The 19,185-nt window shown below is 68.8% G+C and carries 24 protein-coding genes and 1 pseudogene; 12 read left to right on the forward strand and 13 right to left on the reverse strand.

The window, feature by feature from the left end; all coding sequences use genetic code 11:
- Positions 1-236: 236 nt before the first annotated feature.
- From JOD66_RS16225 to JOD66_RS16235, 3 genes are all read right to left on the reverse strand, one after another.
- Positions 237-1,004: a lytic transglycosylase domain-containing protein gene (locus JOD66_RS16225; protein ID WP_204837885.1), complete on the reverse strand. Its 768-nt coding sequence runs from the start codon at positions 1,002-1,004 to the stop codon at positions 237-239.
- 148 nt (positions 1,005-1,152) lie between these two features.
- Entirely contained in the window at positions 1,153-1,353 is a 201-nt protein-coding gene (locus tag JOD66_RS16230; protein WP_204837886.1) for a helix-turn-helix domain-containing protein, read from the reverse strand.
- A complete protein-coding gene (locus JOD66_RS16235; protein ID WP_204837887.1) occupies positions 1,350-1,532 on the reverse strand; it encodes a helix-turn-helix transcriptional regulator in 183 nt (60 codons plus the stop codon). The genes JOD66_RS16230 and JOD66_RS16235 overlap by 4 nt, the downstream gene beginning before the upstream one ends.
- Before the next feature lie 141 nt (positions 1,533-1,673).
- Here JOD66_RS16235 and JOD66_RS16240 point away from each other — a divergent pair, with 141 nt between their 5' ends.
- From JOD66_RS16240 to JOD66_RS16265, 6 genes are all read left to right on the forward strand, one after another.
- On the forward strand, positions 1,674-2,180 hold the full coding sequence (locus tag JOD66_RS16240; protein ID WP_204837888.1) for a hypothetical protein: 507 nt from the start codon (positions 1,674-1,676) through the stop codon (positions 2,178-2,180).
- Positions 2,177-2,476, forward strand: coding sequence for a hypothetical protein (locus JOD66_RS16245; protein ID WP_204837889.1), 300 nt, complete (start codon positions 2,177-2,179; stop codon positions 2,474-2,476). The genes JOD66_RS16240 and JOD66_RS16245 overlap by 4 nt, the downstream gene beginning before the upstream one ends.
- The gene (locus JOD66_RS16250) at positions 2,473-2,616 is read left to right on the forward strand and encodes a hypothetical protein (protein WP_204837890.1); all 144 of its coding nucleotides are present in this window, start codon (positions 2,473-2,475) and stop codon (positions 2,614-2,616) included. The genes JOD66_RS16245 and JOD66_RS16250 overlap by 4 nt, the downstream gene beginning before the upstream one ends.
- Positions 2,617-2,686: 70 nt before the next feature.
- Entirely contained in the window at positions 2,687-2,881 is a 195-nt protein-coding gene (locus JOD66_RS16255; protein WP_204837891.1) for a hypothetical protein, read from the forward strand.
- 42 nt (positions 2,882-2,923) lie between these two features.
- The gene (locus JOD66_RS16260; RefSeq protein ID WP_204837892.1) at positions 2,924-3,370 is read left to right on the forward strand and encodes a hypothetical protein; all 447 of its coding nucleotides are present in this window, start codon (positions 2,924-2,926) and stop codon (positions 3,368-3,370) included.
- A 125-nt stretch (positions 3,371-3,495) separates the two neighbouring features.
- Positions 3,496-3,729 carry a hypothetical protein gene (locus tag JOD66_RS16265; RefSeq protein ID WP_204837893.1) on the forward strand — a complete coding sequence of 78 codons (234 nt, stop codon included), beginning with the start codon at positions 3,496-3,498 and terminating at the stop codon, positions 3,727-3,729.
- Positions 3,730-4,097: 368 nt separating this feature from the next.
- Here JOD66_RS16265 and JOD66_RS16270 read toward each other — a convergent pair whose 3' ends face one another.
- Positions 4,098-4,802, reverse strand: a complete 705-nt coding sequence (locus tag JOD66_RS16270; RefSeq protein WP_239547283.1) for a MerR family transcriptional regulator — start codon at positions 4,800-4,802, stop codon at positions 4,098-4,100.
- On the opposite strand from JOD66_RS16270, the pseudogene JOD66_RS28485 reads away from it, so the two are divergent.
- The 6 genes and pseudogenes from JOD66_RS28485 to JOD66_RS16300 all read left to right on the forward strand — a co-directional run.
- Positions 4,776-4,883 (forward strand): annotated as a pseudogene (locus JOD66_RS28485) (DUF3263 domain-containing protein); the annotation flags it as partial. The gene JOD66_RS16270 and the pseudogene JOD66_RS28485 overlap by 27 nt on opposite strands.
- Before the next feature lie 124 nt (positions 4,884-5,007).
- Entirely contained in the window at positions 5,008-6,528 is a 1,521-nt protein-coding gene (locus tag JOD66_RS16280; RefSeq protein ID WP_239546393.1) for an ATP-dependent nuclease, read from the forward strand.
- A gap of 499 nt (positions 6,529-7,027) precedes the next feature.
- Positions 7,028-7,690, forward strand: coding sequence for a response regulator transcription factor (locus JOD66_RS16285; protein ID WP_239545262.1), 663 nt, complete (start codon positions 7,028-7,030; stop codon positions 7,688-7,690).
- A 169-nt stretch (positions 7,691-7,859) separates the two neighbouring features.
- Entirely contained in the window at positions 7,860-8,243 is a 384-nt protein-coding gene (locus tag JOD66_RS16290; RefSeq protein WP_204837898.1) for a DUF5994 family protein, read from the forward strand.
- A 42-nt stretch (positions 8,244-8,285) separates the two neighbouring features.
- Positions 8,286-8,879, forward strand: coding sequence for a DUF5994 family protein (locus JOD66_RS16295; protein WP_204837899.1), 594 nt, complete (start codon positions 8,286-8,288; stop codon positions 8,877-8,879).
- Positions 8,876-9,196, forward strand: coding sequence for a hypothetical protein (locus JOD66_RS16300; protein ID WP_204837900.1), 321 nt, complete (start codon positions 8,876-8,878; stop codon positions 9,194-9,196). The genes JOD66_RS16295 and JOD66_RS16300 overlap by 4 nt, the downstream gene beginning before the upstream one ends.
- Positions 9,197-9,273: 77 nt before the next feature.
- Here the strand turns inward: JOD66_RS16300 and JOD66_RS16305 are convergent, their stop codons facing one another.
- The 9 genes from JOD66_RS16305 to JOD66_RS16345 are packed head-to-tail and all read right to left on the reverse strand — an operon-like array spanning position 9,274 to position 19,161.
- Positions 9,274-10,614, reverse strand: a complete 1,341-nt coding sequence (locus JOD66_RS16305; protein WP_204837901.1) for a pyocin knob domain-containing protein — start codon at positions 10,612-10,614, stop codon at positions 9,274-9,276.
- 15 nt (positions 10,615-10,629) lie between these two features.
- Positions 10,630-10,782 (reverse strand): hypothetical protein, encoded by a 153-nt coding sequence (locus JOD66_RS16310; RefSeq protein WP_204837902.1) that lies wholly within the window; start codon positions 10,780-10,782, stop codon positions 10,630-10,632.
- A gap of 5 nt (positions 10,783-10,787) precedes the next feature.
- Positions 10,788-11,051: a hypothetical protein gene (locus tag JOD66_RS16315; RefSeq protein WP_204837903.1), complete on the reverse strand. Its 264-nt coding sequence runs from the start codon at positions 11,049-11,051 to the stop codon at positions 10,788-10,790.
- A gap of 33 nt (positions 11,052-11,084) precedes the next feature.
- Positions 11,085-11,852: a hypothetical protein gene (locus JOD66_RS16320; protein ID WP_204837904.1), complete on the reverse strand. Its 768-nt coding sequence runs from the start codon at positions 11,850-11,852 to the stop codon at positions 11,085-11,087.
- Positions 11,849-12,463 carry a hypothetical protein gene (locus tag JOD66_RS16325; RefSeq protein WP_204837905.1) on the reverse strand — a complete coding sequence of 205 codons (615 nt, stop codon included), beginning with the start codon at positions 12,461-12,463 and terminating at the stop codon, positions 11,849-11,851. The genes JOD66_RS16320 and JOD66_RS16325 overlap by 4 nt, the downstream gene beginning before the upstream one ends.
- Positions 12,463-12,825: a hypothetical protein gene (locus JOD66_RS16330; protein ID WP_204837906.1), complete on the reverse strand. Its 363-nt coding sequence runs from the start codon at positions 12,823-12,825 to the stop codon at positions 12,463-12,465. Before JOD66_RS16330 ends, JOD66_RS16325 begins: the two co-directional genes overlap by 1 nt.
- A gap of 12 nt (positions 12,826-12,837) precedes the next feature.
- The gene (locus JOD66_RS16335) at positions 12,838-14,235 is read right to left on the reverse strand and encodes a hypothetical protein (RefSeq protein ID WP_204837907.1); all 1,398 of its coding nucleotides are present in this window, start codon (positions 14,233-14,235) and stop codon (positions 12,838-12,840) included.
- Between the two features lie 43 nt (positions 14,236-14,278).
- The gene (locus JOD66_RS16340) at positions 14,279-16,093 is read right to left on the reverse strand and encodes a hypothetical protein (protein ID WP_204837908.1); all 1,815 of its coding nucleotides are present in this window, start codon (positions 16,091-16,093) and stop codon (positions 14,279-14,281) included.
- A complete protein-coding gene (locus JOD66_RS16345; RefSeq protein WP_204837909.1) occupies positions 16,093-19,161 on the reverse strand; it encodes a hypothetical protein in 3,069 nt (1,022 codons plus the stop codon). The genes JOD66_RS16340 and JOD66_RS16345 overlap by 1 nt, the downstream gene beginning before the upstream one ends.
- Between the last annotated feature and the right edge of the window lie 24 nt (positions 19,162-19,185).

Below are 19,185 nucleotides of genomic sequence, written 5' to 3' on the forward strand. Positions count from 1 at the left end.
CTCGCCGGAAAAATGACATGACAACGTCCCCCACGACGTGTCGACCCGAGAGCGCGTCAGGACCGCTCCAACACCGTCACACCTGATCCGCCGGTACCTCCGGCGCCGGTTCCCCTTGGCGAGACCCCGAACAGGTGGCGCCACTTGGGACCATAGGCCCGGGTCGGGCCGCGCGGTGTCGCTTTGTCGACACCGATCGGTAAAATCTCCGTGGCTCCGCCGTGGGGACGACGACCTCAGCCGGCGCCGGTCCGCGCGGCGTACACGTTCGCCAGCTCGGCGATGTCGGCCACATAGGCGTCGGAGTGGTTGAAGCTGAAGATCGCGCGCCGCCAGGTCTCGGGGGAGGCCAGGTCGCCGGCGTGGCACAGGTAGCGTGCCGCCGCCAGCGCGGCGTCGTCGATCTGGTTCGGGTCGCTGGTCCCGTCGCCGTTGCCGTCGGCGCCCCAGCGGGCCCAGGTCGACGGGATGAACTGCAGCGGCCCGATCGCCCGGTCCCAGGTCGCGTCGCCGTCGAGCGCACCGCCGTCGGTGTCGTGGACCGCGCCGAACGCGCCCCCGTCGAGCACCGGCCCGAGGATCGTGGGCCGCGGCACGCCGTCGTCGCCGAGCACCGAGCCGTGCACGCTGCCGTGGAGCGACTCGATGCCGCCGATCGCGGCCAGGCTGTTCCAGGCGACCCGGCAGCCGGGCTGCTCGGCCGCCACCCGCAGGTGCGCCCGCGCGTACGCCGCCAGCGCCCGCGGCGGGATCCCGGTCTGCCCGGCCACCCGGGCCAGCCAGGCGTCGTCGGGCCGGTACGGGTCCGCGGCGGGCGCGGCCGGCGCGGCGCCGGTCACCGCGGGGGCGAGCGGCGCGACCGCTCCGGTGGCCGGCGGCGGCGGGGTACGGCGCCGGGGCGCGCCGGCGTCGTACGCGAACGCCACGCCGACGCCGATCACCAGCGCGACCATCACGACCGCGAGGGAGACCGCGCCGACCAGGTAGCGGTCGGGTCGGGGCATCGGGTCAGCGGTAGTTGGTGAAGCGGGCACGCGGGAACGGGTGCCGACGGTTGCCGATGGACATGTGGGTTGACCTGCACAGACGTCGTTGGGGGCGTTGAGTGTCGATGGTATCGACTCGACATCCTGCGGACTGCTTGCGGACTGGCTAGTACTCGCGCGACTCGACAGTCGGGATCCGCTTCAACAGGCCCTCGACGTCGGTGCGCTTGACCCTGATCAGCTTGGAGCCGGCGATCCTGTACGCGGGGAGAGTGCCCAGGCCGACGTATCGACGGACCGTGGAGGCGGAGACCCCGAGATAGTCCGCGGCTTCCTGGAGGCTGATGTGCGCCCGCTTCGAGGTCACTCGATACGTCCTGTCTCCCGCGCCCATTTCTCGATGTCGGCCTTGAGCCAGACGGGACCCATGGCAACGACGCCGAGCGGCTCGGGCAGCTTTCCGGCCTTGTAGAGCTGCTGAGCGCGTTGCTTGGTGACGCCGAGCAACGCGGCAATCTCGGCCTGCCCCATCAGGTCTTCTGGCATGTGCCCCAGTTTCCCAGAGGGCCTTGACTTTGACAAGCGCCGGGACCTAGCGTTCCTCTTGTCAAAGTCAATAGCGGCCCTCGGTGGGTGCGGGAACACCAACCGAGGGCCTCGGCACCACGTCGCGAGAGGACGTAGACCGTGACCGAATCATCCAGCAACCAGGGGCGGGGAAGCCACCTGGATGCCAACAGCAACCCTGAAGACCAGATCCCGTCCGCGATCACGAAGGCCGACCAGATGGCCTGGGAGAGGCCGGAGCTCCGTCCGACCTTCACGCCGGACGGGAAGCGCGAGAAGTGGGCCCACCCGTGCCCGCCTTGGTGTGACCAGGACGGCGATCACCACGATGTCCTTCGGCTAATCGATGGCGCTCGCGGACACATGGGCACCCCGATCCTGATCCGCACCGACGGCGGGAGGGGCTACTACGACGACGTGGCCGGCGTCGAGGGGATCCGCAACCCCCACCTGGAGGTTCGCCTAGGGGCCGCGAGTCGAGCGCTGGAGCCTCGCATCCAGATCACCCGGGTCTGGGGTGAGGACGGTGAGCGCAGGAGCAACACGATTCCGGCGATGTACTTCGACGAGGTCCGTGAGCTGATCACCGTTCTGCAGCACCTGATGAAGGTCGGGCAGGAGTCGTGAGCACGCCGCCTGTCCTCGCGGTCAAGCCCGGCATGAGGCCGGAGATCGTCTGCCCGTCATGGTGTGTCCACACCTACGAGATGCACTACGAGGAACTGGGCGAGCTCGAAGGGTTCGTCATCCACCACTCGGAGCCGACCGCCGGGATCTCGCACACTCGTCACGCGTACCCGGACAACACGGTCTCCGGCGACGAGCCACTGATCCACATGGAGGCGCAGCAGCAGCTCACCCTCGCCGAGGCCATGACAGTCGCTCGCAGCCTCCTCGCGGTCATCGAAGAGGTGCAGTCGTGACCGGGCAGGAGCAGGTGACGCCGGAGGTCCTTGCCGCCCTGGCTGACTTGCGGGCCGAATGGGAAGCGACGTGCGAACGCCTGGAGCGCCGGATCGACGAGTTGGAGCAGCGTCAGGCCAACAGGGAGGCTCGCGCCTGACGCACCACGCCTTCTGAGGGGCCACGGAGCCGCCCCCGTCCATCTCGACGGGGGCGGCGACACTGGCCGGATGCTCATGATCGCGTACACCATTGAGGGCGCGGCTGCGGTCACGCCGTTCGGGGAGAAGGTCATCCGGGAGGCGATCCGGGAGGGCGAGCTGCTCGTCCACTACCGCCGCGATGGCGGTCAGCATCCGATCATCCTGGCCGAGGACTTGGTCGAGTGGATCCGGTCGCTGCCGACGGAGCGACCGCCGCGCTAGAAACGACTGCGGCGGTCGGTCGGGCCGTCGTAGCCTGCCGGGGTGAAGTCACATCGGATCCTTGCCGCTCTCGCGCTGGCGTGCGCCCTGCTTCTCGGGGCAGGTTCGCCGTCATCCGCGGACTCGGTTCCGCCGATCACGAAGAAGCTGGCAAAGAAGCTGAAGTGCAAGTGGCCCCATTCGGAGACCCTGGCGGGAGGTGGGAAGAACAGCGGAGTCGAGTGCCGCGTCAACAACGGTGCCGGCCGACAGGACATCTACGTCCTCAAGTACCGCAACATGACCCGTGCCCTCGATTTCTGGCAGGACTGGTTGCAGGTGGGCGCTGAGGCCGAGGTCCCGCCCGGCTGCATCGTGAAGAAGAAGGCGATACTCATCATCCCGATGGGCGGCGGTTCCGGGGTCGACTACGACGCCTACGCCGAGAAGTGGTGCCAGTACATCGCGGTTCGAGTGGGCGGACAGATCATCTACGGCTATCCCTCCTAGGGACCTGCTCGGGTCGAATGATGAGGGGTGTCCAAATTGGACAGTGGGACGGTCTGGCGCGCGCAGGGCGCGGGGAGTTCCACGTTCAAGCGCGGCCGCCGGCCGCTCGCCGATACGCTCGTCAGATGACTGCCGGAGAGATCGAATACGTCATCGTCGAGACCGGGGCTCCGGGGCGCAAGGAGTTGGGGGTCATCTCGGCTCGATCGGTGGCAGAGGCGGCCGCCGAGGCCGAACAGTGGGTATCGGGCCTCGACGACTGGTCGGCGTGGGAGTTGTTGAAGCGCAGCACCCGAGAGCAAGTGGCGTACTCCTCTGTCGAGGACGGCTTCGTTCTGGTCGATCTCTCCGGCTCATGACGAGCAACCGCCATCGCGAGGTGGCGTGGGAGCGTGAGCCTAGGAGTGCCTCCAGCGTCGCCGACGCTCCCAGTAGGTCGGCGGTGGCGGCGTCCGTGCCGTCTGACGCAGATTGGTCCGTCGAGCAGCAATCCGTCGCGGTTCCATCACGGCAACGGGGTCACCGCCGGCCTCTCTGATGTCGATGAACTCTTCTATCGATGCCATGGAGATTCTCGGAGCGCCACCCTTCTCGCCGAAGTACCGCGTCTCGAGTACGAAGCCGAGCCGATGCATGCGCCAGTAGGGAACGTCGAGCAGCTCCGCCGCCCTCGTGAATGTGACGTAGAGGGGCTTGGCCAGTGGCTCCTCCCAACGGTGACGGTTGGTCACCACGAGCGAACGGGTTCCGTTGGCATCGAGTTCACCCAGGCGAGAACCGAGTCGTAGACCAATCGGTAGTTGGTGGTCCCTTGGCCGATGAACACTCGATCGATGTCACCGTTCCGAACCGCTTCGTAGACCATGCGCGTACTCAGGCTCAGGACCCACGCAGCCTCCTTGACGGAGATGAGAACTCGGTCTTCCCAGGGGTGTCCGACAGAGGTCGTGCTGCCCTCTACCTCGGAACGCTGCTTGATGCGTCGGGGGCTATCGATCGGGAAGTCTTGGGAAACCGCCTGATGCGTCTCGTTGCTGCCATCGGGCCTTGGGGTTTCCGGGGTTTCGGGTTCAACCCCAGCCGCGGCTGATTTGTGCCCTCGCTTGTGGGGCGCGAAGCGATGCCCGGGCGGATAGGCACCGTGCTCCAGGTAGTAACTGCCGTCGTCGGTGATCGTGGCCGACCAGCGTGGCCCTCTGCCCTTCACGGTGACCAAGCCCCGATTTGCTAAGGCGGAGGCGCTCAGCGTGTGGCTGTAGTCGTCCGGTGGCCAGCGCCCAGGCAGGCAACCCTCATCGATCCATTTCAGCACGTCGAGCTGGCGCGAATTCACCCGAGGATCCACGCCGGCGAGGCTACTGCGCTCGACACGTCGACCTGCGGTGGGTACTGCACGGGCCGACAGATCGACCGTCCCGAGGCGCTCGCTCACGACCCGATGCTGGTGCGTCGGTTGCGGCGGCTTCGGTCCCATCGAGCGCACCAGCGGTCCGCGCGCCGGCTCGGGTTCTAAGCGTAAGGCGGCAAGAGACCCGGACCTATGCCGGGTAGTCCCGGCACAGCGGGTCGCTTAATGCCGGTTATGCTGCCGTGCGGCGGCTGTGGCTGCCATCGAGATCGACACGGAGGACCCTCAAATGACTCGTGGCCTGGCGCGCACTCTCCCTCGATTGTCGTCAGACTGGGCGACGCATCGTCATGACGGTCCAGGCTGGCCCCAGTTTCTTGAGGGGGTTCAACTCGACGGGATTCGAGGCTGGACAGGCCAGTGGATCGAGTTCCGATTCCCGGTCGTGGCGATCGCCGGCGAGAACGGCTCTGGGAAAAGCACCGTAATCAAGGCGGCGGCTGCAGCCTACGGTCCCACGGGCGGCGCCGGAACGCGCGACTTCTCGCCGGACGACTTCTTCCCCACGACCCCTTGGGAGGACGTGAGCGGCGTTCGGCTTGAGTACCGCATTCGACAAGGCGCCAAGGTCACCTCGCCGTCGCTGCGAAAGAAGAGCACTCGCTGGCGAGGAATGCCCGAGCGCGTCAAGAGGAACCTACATTTCTTGGACATCTCCCGCACGCAGCCGATCGACACGTTGATCGGCTACGGACGCGTAGCCCGAGTTGACCTCGCCGCAAACGCTGACACCGTCGCCCTCGATGAGGACAGTGTCGTGATGCTGTCTCGTGTGCTCGGTCGCACCTACAACCGGGGCGAACTCGTCCGCGATGACCGCGGGAAGCAGGTCGGCATCGTCGGCACGGGCGACGTGACGTACTCCAACTTTCATCAGGGCGCCGGAGAGGACGCCACGACAGACCTTGTTGCGCTCCTCCAGGAGGCGCAGCCGAACTCTCTCGTCTTGATCGACGAGGTGGAGGCGTCCCTGCACCCACGTGCGCAACGCCGGCTGATGACAGAGCTGATTGACATCGCGCGCCGACGTCGACTCCAACTCATCGTCACAACCCATTCGCCTTACGTCCTCGAGCAACTGCCCGCCGAGGCCAGGATCTATCTTCGCTCCCGTCGGGATGGCCACCGCGAAGTCATTTACGGGGTAACGCCTCAGTATGCGCTCTCGCTTATGGACGACGAACAGCATCCCGAACTCGTGCTCTACTGCGAGGATTCCGAATCGGCATCCATGATCGACGCGGTCATCCGAAAGGTTGACCCGGGCCTTCTTCCCCGTCTCTCTGTGGTCGAAGTCGGCCCTGCTGGCACGGTTCGCGCGGTGGGAGAGCTTGCGGGGTCTGGAGTCCTCGCCGAAGACGGCATGGGGGTGCTCGATGGTGACCAAGCCGAGGCACCCTCATGCATTGTTCTTCCCGGCGAGGAAGCGCCCGAACGCGTCATCTTCGCCGCCATCTGTCGCTCGGACGAGGCCCTCGAGATCGCCGCAGAGCGCCTCGGGGTGGACTTCAACGACTTGGCTACTGCCGTAGAAGACGCGTTGACCATTCCCAACGCCCACACATGGGCGGCCGAGATCGCGAGGCGGCTCGCTGGCCGTCACCGCACCTCGCGAGTCTGGGACTCCTTCCTTGACGTTTGGTCCACAGATGTTCTCGCGGCAGAGGAAGCGGAGGCGTTCGTCGAGAAGATCCGGGGCCGCCTCCCCACCATGAGCGCCACTGCCACGGCGGAACCCGCTACTCCCTAGCGCGTTCGACCCTGACCCCGAGCAGCACCCAGCCCTCGGGGATGTCGCTGCGGATCTGCTCGGGTGACGGGCGGGCGTTCGCTCGGGGCGGAAGGGGTACTGTGAGGTCACCCCCTCTTCCCAAGCAGAGGCGTGGCGGGGGTAGGCGTCTCACTCGTACTGCAGTGCGAGGGGGGCGCTTCCGCACCGGTGACACTGGCTTCCTCGCTCCTCGTTCCGATGCTCTGTCATATCTGCGGCCAGGTTGGGGCGCCCCATGATGGCACTCCGGCGGTCTCGGCAGGCGCAGGATGGATCGCGGGTGGGTGCGAGTTGGCGGCACAGCCCGCCCGGTTGACAGTGCTGTCCGTTGCGAGGACCGTCATAGGGACAAGTCTTCGAGCCGAAGCACTCTTGTCGGTCGCGACGATTCTCGGGTCGTGGGCGCCGTGGGCGCGCCTGACCCGAGGTCGAACTCCCGACCGTCAGGACCGGTGGGCTTATGTCGCTTCCAGCAGCGATGCGGATCACGATTGTCGATGACCATGTGCTGTTCGCCGAGGCGGTGGCGCTGACCTTGGAGCATCACGGGTACGCGGTGCGTCGTGTCGACCTGACCGATCCTGGCGCGACACTGGCGTCGGTATTGTCAGCGACGCTGCGCACCGTTCCGCGTCTGGTGTTGCTCGACCTGTGTCTTGGTCGCGTCGGTGACGGGACGAGGCTGGTGGCGCCGTTGGCGGCGTCGGGGGCTGTGGTCGTCGTGCTCACAGGGAGCCTTAGTCGACCGGAGTGGGGGGAGTGTCTGCATCGAGGAGCCCGAGCGGTACTGCTGAAGTCGTCGTCGTTGAACCAGATCATCGGAACCATGCGACGGGCCCGCGACGGCCTTGCGTTGATGCCGGCGGGCGACCGCGCTGAGTTGATTGCGGTCGCTGCCCGACACCGGTCGGACACCCACGACATCTCGAGCCGTCTTGAGCGGCTCACGCGTCGGGAGGCAGAGGTCTTGGGGGCCTTGATGCGAGGTATGCAGGTTCGTGACATCGCTCGGGTCGGTGTGGTCTCCGAGGCGACGGTCCGCACCCAGGTGAAGACGATCCTCGCCAAGCTCGACTTGACGTCGCAGCTGGCCGCGGTCGGTGCCGCGCACAAGGTCGGCTGGCGAAGCCCCGGACCCTAGCCCGCGATGGGGACGATTCCGGTCAGGCTCTCCGAGATACCGTTGTGATCAGAAGCCCCTGCAGTACGTCCGGTGCGGTAGGAGCGCGACGAGAGGCGGCGCCATGAGAGCGCCCGGGGGCCACTACCCGCACCGATACCCTGATGCGCTCGGGCTTCTTCGACTGCGGTTGACCGAGGAGTCGCACCTCGCTGTCGCGGACGGGATCTGGTTGCCCTACGGCAGGGATCTGGTCCGGGAGGGGGCGCACCTGGTCGACGAGTTCCCGGAACGTCGGGGGCGGATCGACCGTCTGGCGTACCCGCGCAGCGATTGGGAGGATGCTGCGAGCGAGATCTTCACCCGACACGGCAGGATCAAGGTGGGGCTGCTGCCGCAGGCACGGGGCGGGGGGATCGTTCTGGTCCGCCTGCACACCTCCGAGGTCCTACGTATCCGGGCCGCCTGGCCAGGCCGGATCGTCGCGGAGAGGTTCGAGCAGGAACTCCGCTCGGCGGCGGCTGAGGAGGAGTGGGGGCCGCGGGGTACCGTGGGTGGTGACTGGTCGCCCTGAGGCCTCCATTCGGACACCCGGACCGGTCGAGAGGTGGCCGTCATGACGACGCCCGACAGAACCGTCCCCTCCGCCCGACCTGCAGCTCCCGCCGCATCTGGGGCACCGAACCCGGTGCAGGTGCTCGAGCGGCGTCCGCTCCGTCTTCGCATGGCCCAATCGATGGGAGTCGACCGGCTTGATGGAGGCTGGTGGCCACAAAGCCGCGACCTCGCCGTGGAACTGGCGGACCTGGTGGACCACTTCCCGGTCGAATGCGGTCGAGTCGTCCGGGCCTTGTTCTCACCGCCCGACTGGGATCCCGCACCGCGACGTATCCCGGTCGAGGGTGGCTACATCAAGGTCGGATCCTTCCCCCGCGACGACACCCACCTGATCGAGTTGAAGACGTCCGACCGCACTGTGCTCCACGTGCTCGTCGTGCCGCCGACGTTCACCGACGCCCAGGGTGCAGAGGCACTCTTGGCGGCGGTGACCCGCGGCAACGTGCATGCCGCCGGCGACCTGTTGGCCGTCGTCGACGAACAGCTCGAGGTCGACCCGGCCGACCACTGGGAGGACGACGGCGGCCACTGGTGGGGAGACGGCCAGGTAGCGCCGTCCTTCCGTACCGCGGCCGAGACGACCGACCGATGAGGTTCGTTGTCGAGTCGGTAGTGGCCGGCCATCCCGCGTGGTGGCTGATCGACAACGACGGCCTGGTCCTCGCCTGGTCGGGCACGACCTACGCCAGTCTGGCGATCGCCGACCACGCGGCCCACCGGTTCCGCGTGGATCCAGAGGGTCGGGAGTACCGCACCGAGGTGCGGGGCGATGACTCGTGGCGGTGGACCGCGTGGAACCCAGCCGGAGAGCGGGTCGCTGTCTCGGGCGACTACTTCACCACGAGTGTCGAAGCCAGCGATGCGGCCGACCGGATGTCTGCGTTGGCCGGAGACTCGATCGGCCCATAGCCGAGCGGAACGACAACGAAAGCCGCCCCGCCTCCAGGTAGTCGGAGACGGGGCGGCGGTCGGCCTGCGGTAGCGGGTCAGAGGGCGGTGCCGGGGAGCGTGGTGGGCCATGGTGCGGTGATGGGCCAGGTGGCTGAGCCGGAGAAGTAGTGGTCGGAGCCCGGGGCGATCTCGCTGTTGAGGCTCAGGAGGTACGCGGTGGCCATGCCGGCTCGGGCGTTGATAGTCCACTGCTGCCCGGGCTCGGGAGCGCCGGTCGGCACGAGCGCAAAGTTGGTGCCGACGGGCGACCCGCTACTCGCGTCTTGGAACCCGGCGATCCCGGAGATGGCGATGGAGCCGGGCGAGGGGCCTGACGTGGTGAGCGAGGAGACCTTGAGGTGGACCAGGTTGTTGACGCGCCGGACCGCGACGACGTCCTCTGCGTAGTAGGGGGCGAGGAGCAGGCCGCTGAGGTCGCGCCATCCGGTGTCGCCGTGGGTGACTCGCCAGCCGGTGTTCCCGGTGGCGGTGGTCTTGATCCACTCGATGGCGCCGTTGGTGGCTGCGAGGTCGGTGTACTTCTCCCCGATCGGCGCGGTGACGACGCCCTCGGGGGATCCGGTCCCGGCGCCGGGCGTGGCGATGCGGGTCCAGGGCTGCCAGGTGGTGCTGAAGGTGCGGTACCAGGCGTTGCGCTGGGTCGCGCCGACTCCGGGCGCGGAGGAGAGCGAGAACGCGATCTGGATGACGACGCCGGGGTTGGGGGCCATGACCAGCAGGTAGCCCCCCCAGTCGGCGATGGGGTACCCGAGCGCGGTGGTGTTGTTGGAGATCGTCTGGCGCAGGTAGAGGCCGGGGGTCTTGATGGTGTCGAGGTTGGTGCCGGTCGCGATCAGGGTCGAGGCGGGCAGCTCGCCGGCCGAGCCCCACCGCAGCCCGCTGGCCTGGTTGAGGTCGGTGAGCAGCAGGGTCCCGTGGTTGCCGACGGGGAGCCGGGTCACGGTGTCGTTGGCGGTGCCGACGAGGAGGTCGCCCTTGGCGTCGAACAGGGTCTTGGAGAGGTACTCGTTGGCCAGCACGGGAGGCACGCCGGCCGCGACGACGTCGGAGAGATCCTGTGTGGCGGTGTGGGCGAACAGGCCGGAGTCCCAGGTGCGGGTCTGGCCGTTGGGGTCCTTGTAGACGACCGTGACCCGGTAGCGCAGGGTGCCGCCGGAGATGTTGGTGCCGGTGGAGTTGGTCGCGATGAGGCTGGTCGTGAACGTCCCGCCGGCGGCGAGCGGGATCCGCTTGCTCCCGGCGAGGCGGACCTGGTTGGCGTCGAGGTCGACCAGGGCGACGTCGCCGAGGTTGGTCGACAGGTACGCGGTCGCCGACTTGGAGGTCTCACCGATCAGGTCGCGGATGTTGCCGGTCAGGTTGTACGACGTGGTCATCGAGGCTCCTCGGGGTCAGCGGAGGGTCCGGCTGCAACGCAGGCAGATCCGGAACGCCGGGGCGGCGTGGTGGCGGAACGAGTACGGGCGGTGGCGGCCGGTGATCCGGCAGACGACCGGGCCCAGCAGCAGGCCGGGCACCTCGAGCAGAGCCCGGGCGGGGAGCACGGGACCTACTCGGTCTCGCCGGTGTAGTCCTCGGGGATGCCGTCGCCGAGGATCGAGAAGTACGACGCCGCGCCGGCCACGACCGGGGCGACCAGCGAGACGGCCATCGTGACCAGGGTCGGGATGAGCTGGACCTCGCCGGTCACGACGCCGAGCACGACCGAGGCCGAGATGCCGGTGGTCAGGGTCGCGCCGTAGGACTGAGCGGTGGTGCGGAGGAAGCCGCGCTTGGCGGCGATCTTGGTCTTGTCGGGGACGAGCTCGGTCATGGTGTTGCTCCAATCCTTGGCGAAGCTGGGAGGTCAGTTGGCGATCGGGGTGAGTCGGGCGCGGAACCAGCCGTGCATCCCGAGCGGGGACCGGAGCCGGCGCAGGGCGATGCGCAGGCCCTTGGCCACCACGCCGTCGACGCCGGAGGCCATGGCGACCTGGCCGTCGGCGGGCATCATGTGCTCGCGCAGCTCGGCGCCCTTGGCGTTCCCGTCGCCGACCGCAGCGCCCCGCACGACGCCGGTCAGGACGTGGCGGACGTGGTCGGCGTACTCGGCCCAGGCGGGCGCGTTCCGGCCGCGGGTGCTGGTGCCGCCCTTCGGACCGCCGGACGGTGCGTGCATCCCGATGACGACGTAGATCATGCCGGCCTTGCGCAGGGTGAGCACCGGGACCAGGCGCGGCTTCTTCCGCGAGTGTGGGTAGCGGAACGGGCCCCACCACTCCTTCGTCATCTCGACGAGTTCGTAGTCGAGGATCTCGATCCCGTGCCGGACGAGGACCGCGACGTCGGGTCCCTCGGGTCCGTGCTTGGCCCGGGTGGCGTGGCGCAGCTCGTAGCCGAACCGCTCGGCCCACCGCTTCAGGTAGGGCCGGGCGTTGTACGCCTCGGTGAGGATGAGGACGTCGTCCTTGTGCTTGCGCATCCGGCGACGGATCCGGCGGACCTTGCGGCGCCCGGCGATGTTGCCGTGGAACACGTCCAGGCTCGGCGCCACGGCGGCGAGAGGACCGAGCACAGCGAGCTGGGTGGCCAGCCACCGGAGCCGGCCGGAGAACTCAGCGACCGCGGCGCTCATCGCTTCGCCGCTCGCTTCGCGGCCCGGCGCGCGGCGCGGGTCTTCTTGATCGCGGTGGTGTACGGCTCGGGGTTCTCGCCGTGGGTGATCGCAGCGGCGCGGGCGGCGCGCAGGCGCTGGATCTCGCGCTTGGCCTCGGCGAGGAACCGGATCACGCGCTTCGGGAGCTGCAGGAGCGCCATGACGCCCCAGGGCGCGGTCGAGTCGTAGCCGAAGGCGGCGGTGGCGACCGAGAGGTGCAGGTGCTTGGTGTGCGGGTTGGTGCCGCGGTAGACGCGCCAGCCCTCGGCGCGGCGGTCGTAGGAGAAGATCGCGCCGTTCCAGATGACGTAGGCGCCCGACCGGAGCGCGGGGTGGGTGCCCTTGAGCATGAGCGCGACGAGGCGTCGGGCGAGCTCGTTGCAGTCGAGGCCGCCAACGGGGTCGTGGGTGAAGTCGCGGGCCCGGACCACACCGACGCCCTTGTCGTCGATGACCCAGGGGTTGTGGTCGGACTCGCGGGTGGCGTGGGCATCGTCGCCGATCCATCCGTCGGAGGCGGTCGAGCGCCGCGGGGCGGCGGCGTTGATCTCGGCGAGCAGGGTCTTGAGGGACTTGGCCTCGCGGTACATCAGGTGTTCTCCTGTCGGGTCTCCAGCGCTACGAGCCGGGCGTGGACGGCGGCGTCGGTGGTGGATGCGCTGATGAGGTGGGCGTCGAGCTGGCCGCCGATCCGCGCGACCGCGCGCGAGGTGTCGTCGCCGGTGGTCTTGACCTCGGCGATCTGGGCGGCGAGGGCGTCGATGTCGGCGCGCAGGTTGGTCTGGTGGGAGTTCGCGACGTGATCGCGGGTGACCTGGACGGGCTTGACGATCTGCTCGCGCAGCCACGGGAGCGCGACCTTCCAGATTGCTGCGAGGAGGCCGAGGATCGCGAGGAGGGCGCCGCACACGGCTCCGGCTCCGAGGAGGGCGGCCTGGGTGGTGTCGGTCATCGGGTCGGCCTCTCAGTCGACGAGGTAGGTGATCGGGGATAGGTCGATCCAGGCCGGGTCCCCGGCCACGGGGACGAAGTTGCCGTTGCTGCCGTCGGCCGAGACCACGCCGAGCGCGTTGCCGTTCGACATGACAGGCCAGGCGTGGTCGGCGTACAGGCGCGCGACCGGGCGGAAGCCGGCGGGCAGGGTGAACGCGACCGCGTTGATCGCCCCGGAGCGCATGAAGCCACGCAGTTGGACGCGGGTCCCGATGCGGCGGTACTGGACGGGGCGGGGTGCGTCGAAGTGGGTCCAGCCGTTCTGGAACGTCGTGACAGTGATCCATCCGGTGTCCCCGGAGCGTCCAGCGGTCGCGGCCGCCATGGCGTCGACGGCGAGGTTGCCGACCTGCTCGAGAGCTGCCTCGGGGTCGCGGGCAGCGAGGCCGCGGGGGGTGGCGGTGAGGTCGTCGTCGTCCCAGTCGTACTCGGCCTCGTCGAGGATGATCGCGGTGTTCAGCGCGAGGCCGCGGGTGTCGCGGACGTCGCGCAGGACCATGGCCTGCGGGGCCCGGACGGTGGCGCAGTCGGCCTTGGTGCCGCCGAGGTTGGTGATGACGCCGTGGTGCAGGGACAGCCGGTTGACCCATCCGGGGCGGCCCTGCATCTCGGCCCAGATGTTCTGCGCGGTCGTGGTCGCGTCGGCCGCGGTCATGGCGCCACGGCCGGTGAGGTCGGTCGGCTCCTCGTTGGGCCGGACCGGCGAGGTCGACGGGTACCACGCCGAGTCCCGCCGACCGGTGGCCGCGTTGATGAACCGGACGAACACGACGTCGACCTGCTGGTCACCGGCGGCGCCGAGGACCCCGGAGCCGGGGGTGACCAGCCACGAAGGCGCGGCCTCGGAGGGCTCGATGATGATGAGCTGCCGGCGAGCGTTGACGTGCCAGGTCTTCCCGGTCTTCTGCGCCCAGGCGTCGAGCACGGAGCGGAGCTTGACCAGCCCGCCGGTGGTCTCGCCCATCGGGGTGTTGCCGAAGTCCCCGACCCGGGTCCACGACAGGGCACCGCGGGCGATCGCGGCGTCGATGACCTCGTTCGGCTTCGTCGAGGCGTTGCCCGCGGCGTCGAGCGCGATCGCGTCGTCGGCCTCGCGGGAGGCGCCGATGACGGTCATCGACCCGTCGTCCCAGTTCGGCTCGGACATTGAGCCGGCGAACAGGCAGGTCGGCCCGTACATCAGGTCCGTCAGGGCCCGCTTGGTGAGCGCGGGGTGGCGCCAGTGAGCGTCGGCCGCGATCCGGAATGACAGCTCCCAGTCGCCGTTGGGCCGGCTGGAGTGCTTGAGGGAGTCCCAGTGCGGGACGATCGCGGACAGGCGGTAGCCCCCGATCCGGAGCTCCGGTCGGGTCGCGGTCGTGCGCATCATCCGCCGACCACCACACCCATCAGCCGGGCCATCGGGCGGCTCATCAGGCGGCCTCGGTGAGGACGTGGGAGTGGTAGCGCGGGTAGAACTCCAGCACCGACTGGGAGACCAGCGAGGTGGTGCAGATCGTGAAGACCTGCATCAGCCCGGGCTCGGTGATGTGCTGGCCACAGGCCCCGAACCCGGGGACGGCGGCGGCCTTCCAGTCGATGCACACCGGGTTGGTGCCCAGCGCGCCGGTGCCGCCGTAGATGGTGGGCCGGTCCGAGCCGATCTCGGGGGAGCGGATCTCGATCCAGGTCAGGGAGTCGGTGTCCGGGATCCAGGTCAGCACGCCGTCGGTCTGCGAGCACAGCCAGCCCTCGTCGAACGTCATGTTCGCGGTCCCGGTCAGGGTGAGCTCGACCATCTGGTCGCCCTCGGCCGCCACCGGCGGGAGGAGCATGGCCGCGAGGTTGAGCACCTTCTGGCCGCCGGTCACGCCGAGCGCGATCGACCCGGACTGGGTGATCGAGGACCCGACGGTCGCCGCGCCGGTCGAAGACACGATCCGGGTGGCCCAGTTCAGGGTGCCGGCGGTGGTGACGTTCATCTTCGCGAGCAGCGAGTAGGTGCCCTCGGTCAGCAGGTTCGCCGGGATCAGGAACTTCATGGTCGTGGCCATGGTGTTCCGGCCGCCCGAGACCATCGTGGCGTCGGCGGTAACTGCCGAGGACGCCGCGAGCCACTTGCGCAGCGGCGGCTGCCACAGCGGGTTCTGCGAGGTGTAGACCAGGATGTCGGCGCCCAGCGGGCCCGGGGTGGCGTCGTAGAGCCGGATCTCGGCCTGGGTGGGCGCCGAGCCGATGATGTTCGCGGTGCGCCGCTGCTGGCGCAGCGTGCTGTTGGCCTTGTCGCCGATCGTGTCGGTGCGGGCGACGTGGGTGATCGACAGCCCCACGTTCTCCGACCACGGCGGACCCCAAGGAACCTTCACCGCCAGTTTCTCGACGGTCGCGAACCCCGGCTGGAAGTAGTAGTCCACCCACAGCCCGCCAAACGCGGAGGGCTCCGATGCGATCGGGAACAGCTCTGCGGTCATGGCGCCACCGGCGCCGGTGAAGATGGCCCGCGGGGTGGTTGGAGTCCCAGAGTAGGCAGTGATCGCAGTGACGCGAATGTAAGGCGTGGCGCCCATCGCGACAGTGCCGGTGCGCCTCAGCTCGTAGGCGTAGTCGTTCGAGGCGCCCGAGCCAGTCGAGTAGAGCCATCCGGGGCCTTGCCCGACGTCGGAGGTTCCGCCCTCGCCGTCGGTCCACCCGACCTTCGAGTCGCAGGTGTCGATGACGACGATCGTCGCGGCGCCGCCCGGGTCCGGAGGGACCGGGATCGCAGGCACCACCACCGTCGTCTCCGGTCGCACCCACGGCCAGCACGACAACGACAGCGTGTAGTACCGGTACTCCCGCATCACCTCCTCGCGGTCCCAGCCCTCGCCGGTGTCGCGGGCCAGGTCGGCCGCCTCGACGTCGAACACCGTGGTCGCCGAGTCCGTCGCCGGCGGGACGTAGACCAGCGGAGCCGGGCGCGGCTTGACCCGCGTCGCGAGCTGTAGCGCCTTCTCCGCAGCGGCGAGCGCCGGGCCAGCGATCGCCTCCGGCGCCGACACCCGAAGGCTGAACTCCGGCTCCCGGTTGTCCGTGCCCTGCAGCACCGACAGCGACCCGTCCACGAACAGGCTCTTGACGAACTCCCGCAGCGCCTTCGGGTTGCCCAGGCTGGTCCCGTCGACCATGGTCTCGATCAGCCAGCCCTCGTCGGTCGGCTCCCCGCTCGTCAGGTCGATGTCGCCGAGCCGGAGTGCCAGATCCTGGGTCATCACTTCCCGCCCTTCTTGATGTTCCGAGCGCCCTTGCCTGTGGACTTCTTCAGCGCGCTTCCGGTCGCCTTGCCGGCCGAGGGGCCGACGTCCTGGGTCACGCCCTGGAGCCGCTTGATCTCGGCCACGACCTGATCGAGCTTCGCCGTCGTGGCGGCCTGGGCGGCCACCAACGTGGCCGTCTGTGCAGCCATCGCGACGTTCTGCGCGTTGGTCACCGCCGTCTGGCGGGCCTGGAACGACGCCTCGTACTGGGCGATGACCTCGGGTGTCGCGGTGGCTGCGATGTTGGCGATGGTCGCGGCGTCGGCCTGCGAGAGCAGGGCGTTCAGGGCGCCCGGGTCATCGAGCCCCAGGGCCTGGAGGCGACCGACGTTGCCGGTGAACGCGTTGGCTGCGGCGGTGTCGCCATTCAGGATCCCGATCGCATCGGCGAGTGACCCGCCGGCCGACCAGGGGTCGGTGTTGCCGAACAGCGCCGTGGTGAATCTGCTGCCGATCGTGTCGCCGAGCTCCGTGATGAGCGACTGACGAGCGTCGTTCTCGGACTGGAGGGTGTCCCGGGACTTCTCGAGCTCCTTGATCCAGTCCGTCAGCGCGATGTAAGCGCCATTGGCGGCCATGTGCAGGCCCAGGATCGAGTCGCCGCGCTGGGGGCCAGTCGGCACGAGCGAGGAGCCGAGGTTCTTCGACTGCTTGCCCGTCGTGCCGCCGTTCGCGAGTCCGAGGATGCGGTCGTTGAGCAGGCCGCGGTTGATGAGATCGAGGGCCTTGGGGCTGTTGTCGACCTGTCCGTGCCGATTGGAGGTGACACGCTCCCCGTCAGCCAGGAGGTACAGATGGCGGTCGGCATAGGGGAGACCCGTCTTGGGAACGGTGGTGCCATCTGCGCCGACGCCGGGGACCTGCATGCCGGGGATCTGGGGCACCTTGGGCGTCTTCTTTGCCCCCGCGCCTGCGGGGCCGTCGAAGAAGTTGCGGAACGTCGTGGAGACGGTGATCTTCTTGTCATGGATGTCGGCGAGCTGCGCCTTGAACGACTGGAGCGCGGCCTTGGCCGCAGCGGTGTCGACGTTGATCTTCGGGTCGACCTTGACCTTGGCCAGGTCGCGTAGACCACGCAGAACCTCGCGAGCGCGACGGTCGAGACCGCCAGCCTTCTCGGCCGCCTCCTTGAAGTCCTGAATGGCGCCCTGCAGGTAGCGCTTTCGGTCAGCCCCTTCGAGGGTCTCGGCGTACTGAGCAGCCCGCTCCGCGATCAGGTTGAGGTTCTCGCGGTTCTCGCGGCCCGCCTCAGTGTTCGCGTCGAGCGTCTGCCCATTGCGCTTGACCGACTCGGTCAGGCTGTCGAGAGATGCCTGGTAGGCGTCGAACGCGCCCTGCTTGGTTAGTACCTCGCTCAGGCTGGTGAACCGCGCCTGGAGGTCGGCCGCAGCAGCCTCGGTCTCGGTGACGCTGGTGGTCAGGGCATCGAACGCGCCGCGGGCGGCCATTGCGGCGAATCCCATGTCCTCGACGTTCTTGACGTCGGGGCCGGTGAAGATCCGCTTGACGATGTCGCTGCCAACGAACTTGTCCGCGTCCCAGGAGGTCAACGCCTTGATGGCGTTCAGGGGCGAGGAGTTGCCGAAGTTGACATCGAAGGTGTTGTCCTGGGCCTTCTCGCCTTGTGAGCTGACGAACTCGTTGCCGAGGTAGCCGGCCAGAGCGACGCCGCCGGGGCCGCCGAGCAGGGCGCCCTTGCCCTTGGCTGCCGCGCCAGCGCCGCCCATGCCGAGTGCCGCCTGGGCGGCCTTGAGGCGCAGGGTCGCGGCGGTGGCCACGTTCGTTGCCAGCGACAGCGCTGACATGGCGGCGACCGCGGTCATGATCGGTGTGCCGAGCGGCGAGTCTGCGATGTCGGCGATGAGGTTGGCGAACGAGGTCAGCGCATCGAGGACGGGGCCGCCCAGAGGGGCGGCGGCCTCCGCGATCTGAAGCACCGCGTTGGCGATTGCCACCACGGCGTCGGCGACCTTGGGTCCGTTGGTCTGCACGTAGTCGACGAACTCGGCGAACCCTTCGGTCTGCGAGAGGCCCTCGGCCCAGTCGGCGAATCCGCGGGAGGCGTCGAGGAGCCAGGACGAGAACGAGGAGTTCAGCGGGCCGAAGGCCATCCAGAGCTCGGCGAGTCCCTTGGCGACGTTGCCGAGCGTGTGCCCCAGGTCGTTGAGTGCCTTCGGGGCCTCCATCGCGACGAAGTGCCGGAAGTCGGCCCATTCGGGGCCAGCGAATGCCGCAGCGCCCTCTGCGACGAGATTCCCGCCGACGGTGCCGATCTCGTTGAACAACGTCGCGACCTCGGGAGCGATGTCCTCCAGTTCGGTCAGCGACTCGGTGAGTCCGGGGAACCAGCCGGCGGCGGCGGCGTCGCGGATGTCGGTCAGCGCGGGCCGGATCTCCTGGAACCGGGTGACGAACGCCTGCGCCTCGGGCCCGAGGCGGGACATCGCCTCGCGGGCCTTCTCCAGGTTTGCGGTGGTGGGCTCCAGGGCGGCCTCGTTGACGGCCTTGAGCGCGTCCCCGACCCCCTGGGCGGCGACCACGAGCGAGAGGGCGCCGGTGGCGGCGAACCCGAGCTGGGAGGCCAGGCCGGCGACACCGGCGACACCGACGGTGGCGATCGGCGCGAGGGTGGGGCCGAGGACCGCGAAGCCGCGCAGCAGGATCCCCAGGCGCCCGGAGTACTGGTCGATCGCCCGGCCGCCTCGCACAGCGGAGTCGCTGAGCCGGTCGATGCCCTGCTCGGCGTCGATGGCGGCCTTGGCCTGCTCGCGCAGCCCCTTGCGGAAGCGGTTGGTGCGCTCCTCGGCGACCGCGGTCTCGAGGCTGTACTCCTTGGTCGACTTCGTGGTCCGGTCGACCGACTTGCCGAGGGCGTCGGTGTCGCGGGCGGTGTCGACCGACGTCCCGTCGAGGTGGTCCAGCTCCTTGGCCAGCATCGCCGTGGCGGCGGCGTTCTTCGCCATCTTCGTGCTGAACCCGGCGTCGTTGAGCTCGAGCCGCACCGACTCGTGACGGACTGCCACCGGACCACCGCCTCTCGCGCGTCA

Source organism: Nocardioides nitrophenolicus (assembly GCF_016907515.1).
In the GTDB taxonomy this organism is placed as follows: Bacteria; Actinomycetota; Actinomycetes; order Propionibacteriales; family Nocardioidaceae; genus Nocardioides; species Nocardioides nitrophenolicus.

Excerpts from the sequence above, each read along its gene's own strand:
- JOD66_RS16225 (WP_204837885.1), bottom strand. The coding sequence starts at position 1,004 with ATGCCCCGACCCGACCGCTACCTGGTCGGCGCGGTCTCCCTCGCGGTC.
- JOD66_RS16235 (WP_204837887.1), bottom strand. The coding sequence starts at position 1,532 with ATGCCAGAAGACCTGATGGGGCAGGCCGAGATTGCCGCGTTGCTCGGC.
- JOD66_RS16255 (WP_204837891.1), top strand. The coding sequence starts at position 2,687 with ATGCTCATGATCGCGTACACCATTGAGGGCGCGGCTGCGGTCACGCCG.
- JOD66_RS16265 (WP_204837893.1), top strand. The coding sequence starts at position 3,496 with ATGACTGCCGGAGAGATCGAATACGTCATCGTCGAGACCGGGGCTCCG.
- JOD66_RS16280 (WP_239546393.1), top strand. The coding sequence starts at position 5,008 with ATGACTCGTGGCCTGGCGCGCACTCTCCCTCGATTGTCGTCAGACTGG.
- JOD66_RS16285 (WP_239545262.1), top strand. The coding sequence starts at position 7,028 with ATGCGGATCACGATTGTCGATGACCATGTGCTGTTCGCCGAGGCGGTG.
- JOD66_RS16295 (WP_204837899.1), top strand. The coding sequence starts at position 8,286 with ATGACGACGCCCGACAGAACCGTCCCCTCCGCCCGACCTGCAGCTCCC.
- JOD66_RS16300 (WP_204837900.1), top strand. The coding sequence starts at position 8,876 with ATGAGGTTCGTTGTCGAGTCGGTAGTGGCCGGCCATCCCGCGTGGTGG.
- JOD66_RS16305 (WP_204837901.1), bottom strand. The coding sequence starts at position 10,614 with ATGACCACGTCGTACAACCTGACCGGCAACATCCGCGACCTGATCGGT.
- JOD66_RS16315 (WP_204837903.1), bottom strand. The coding sequence starts at position 11,051 with ATGACCGAGCTCGTCCCCGACAAGACCAAGATCGCCGCCAAGCGCGGC.
- JOD66_RS16320 (WP_204837904.1), bottom strand. The coding sequence starts at position 11,852 with ATGAGCGCCGCGGTCGCTGAGTTCTCCGGCCGGCTCCGGTGGCTGGCC.
- JOD66_RS16325 (WP_204837905.1), bottom strand. The coding sequence starts at position 12,463 with ATGTACCGCGAGGCCAAGTCCCTCAAGACCCTGCTCGCCGAGATCAAC.
- JOD66_RS16330 (WP_204837906.1), bottom strand. The coding sequence starts at position 12,825 with ATGACCGACACCACCCAGGCCGCCCTCCTCGGAGCCGGAGCCGTGTGC.
- JOD66_RS16335 (WP_204837907.1), bottom strand. The coding sequence starts at position 14,235 with ATGATGCGCACGACCGCGACCCGACCGGAGCTCCGGATCGGGGGCTAC.
- JOD66_RS16340 (WP_204837908.1), bottom strand. The coding sequence starts at position 16,093 with ATGACCCAGGATCTGGCACTCCGGCTCGGCGACATCGACCTGACGAGC.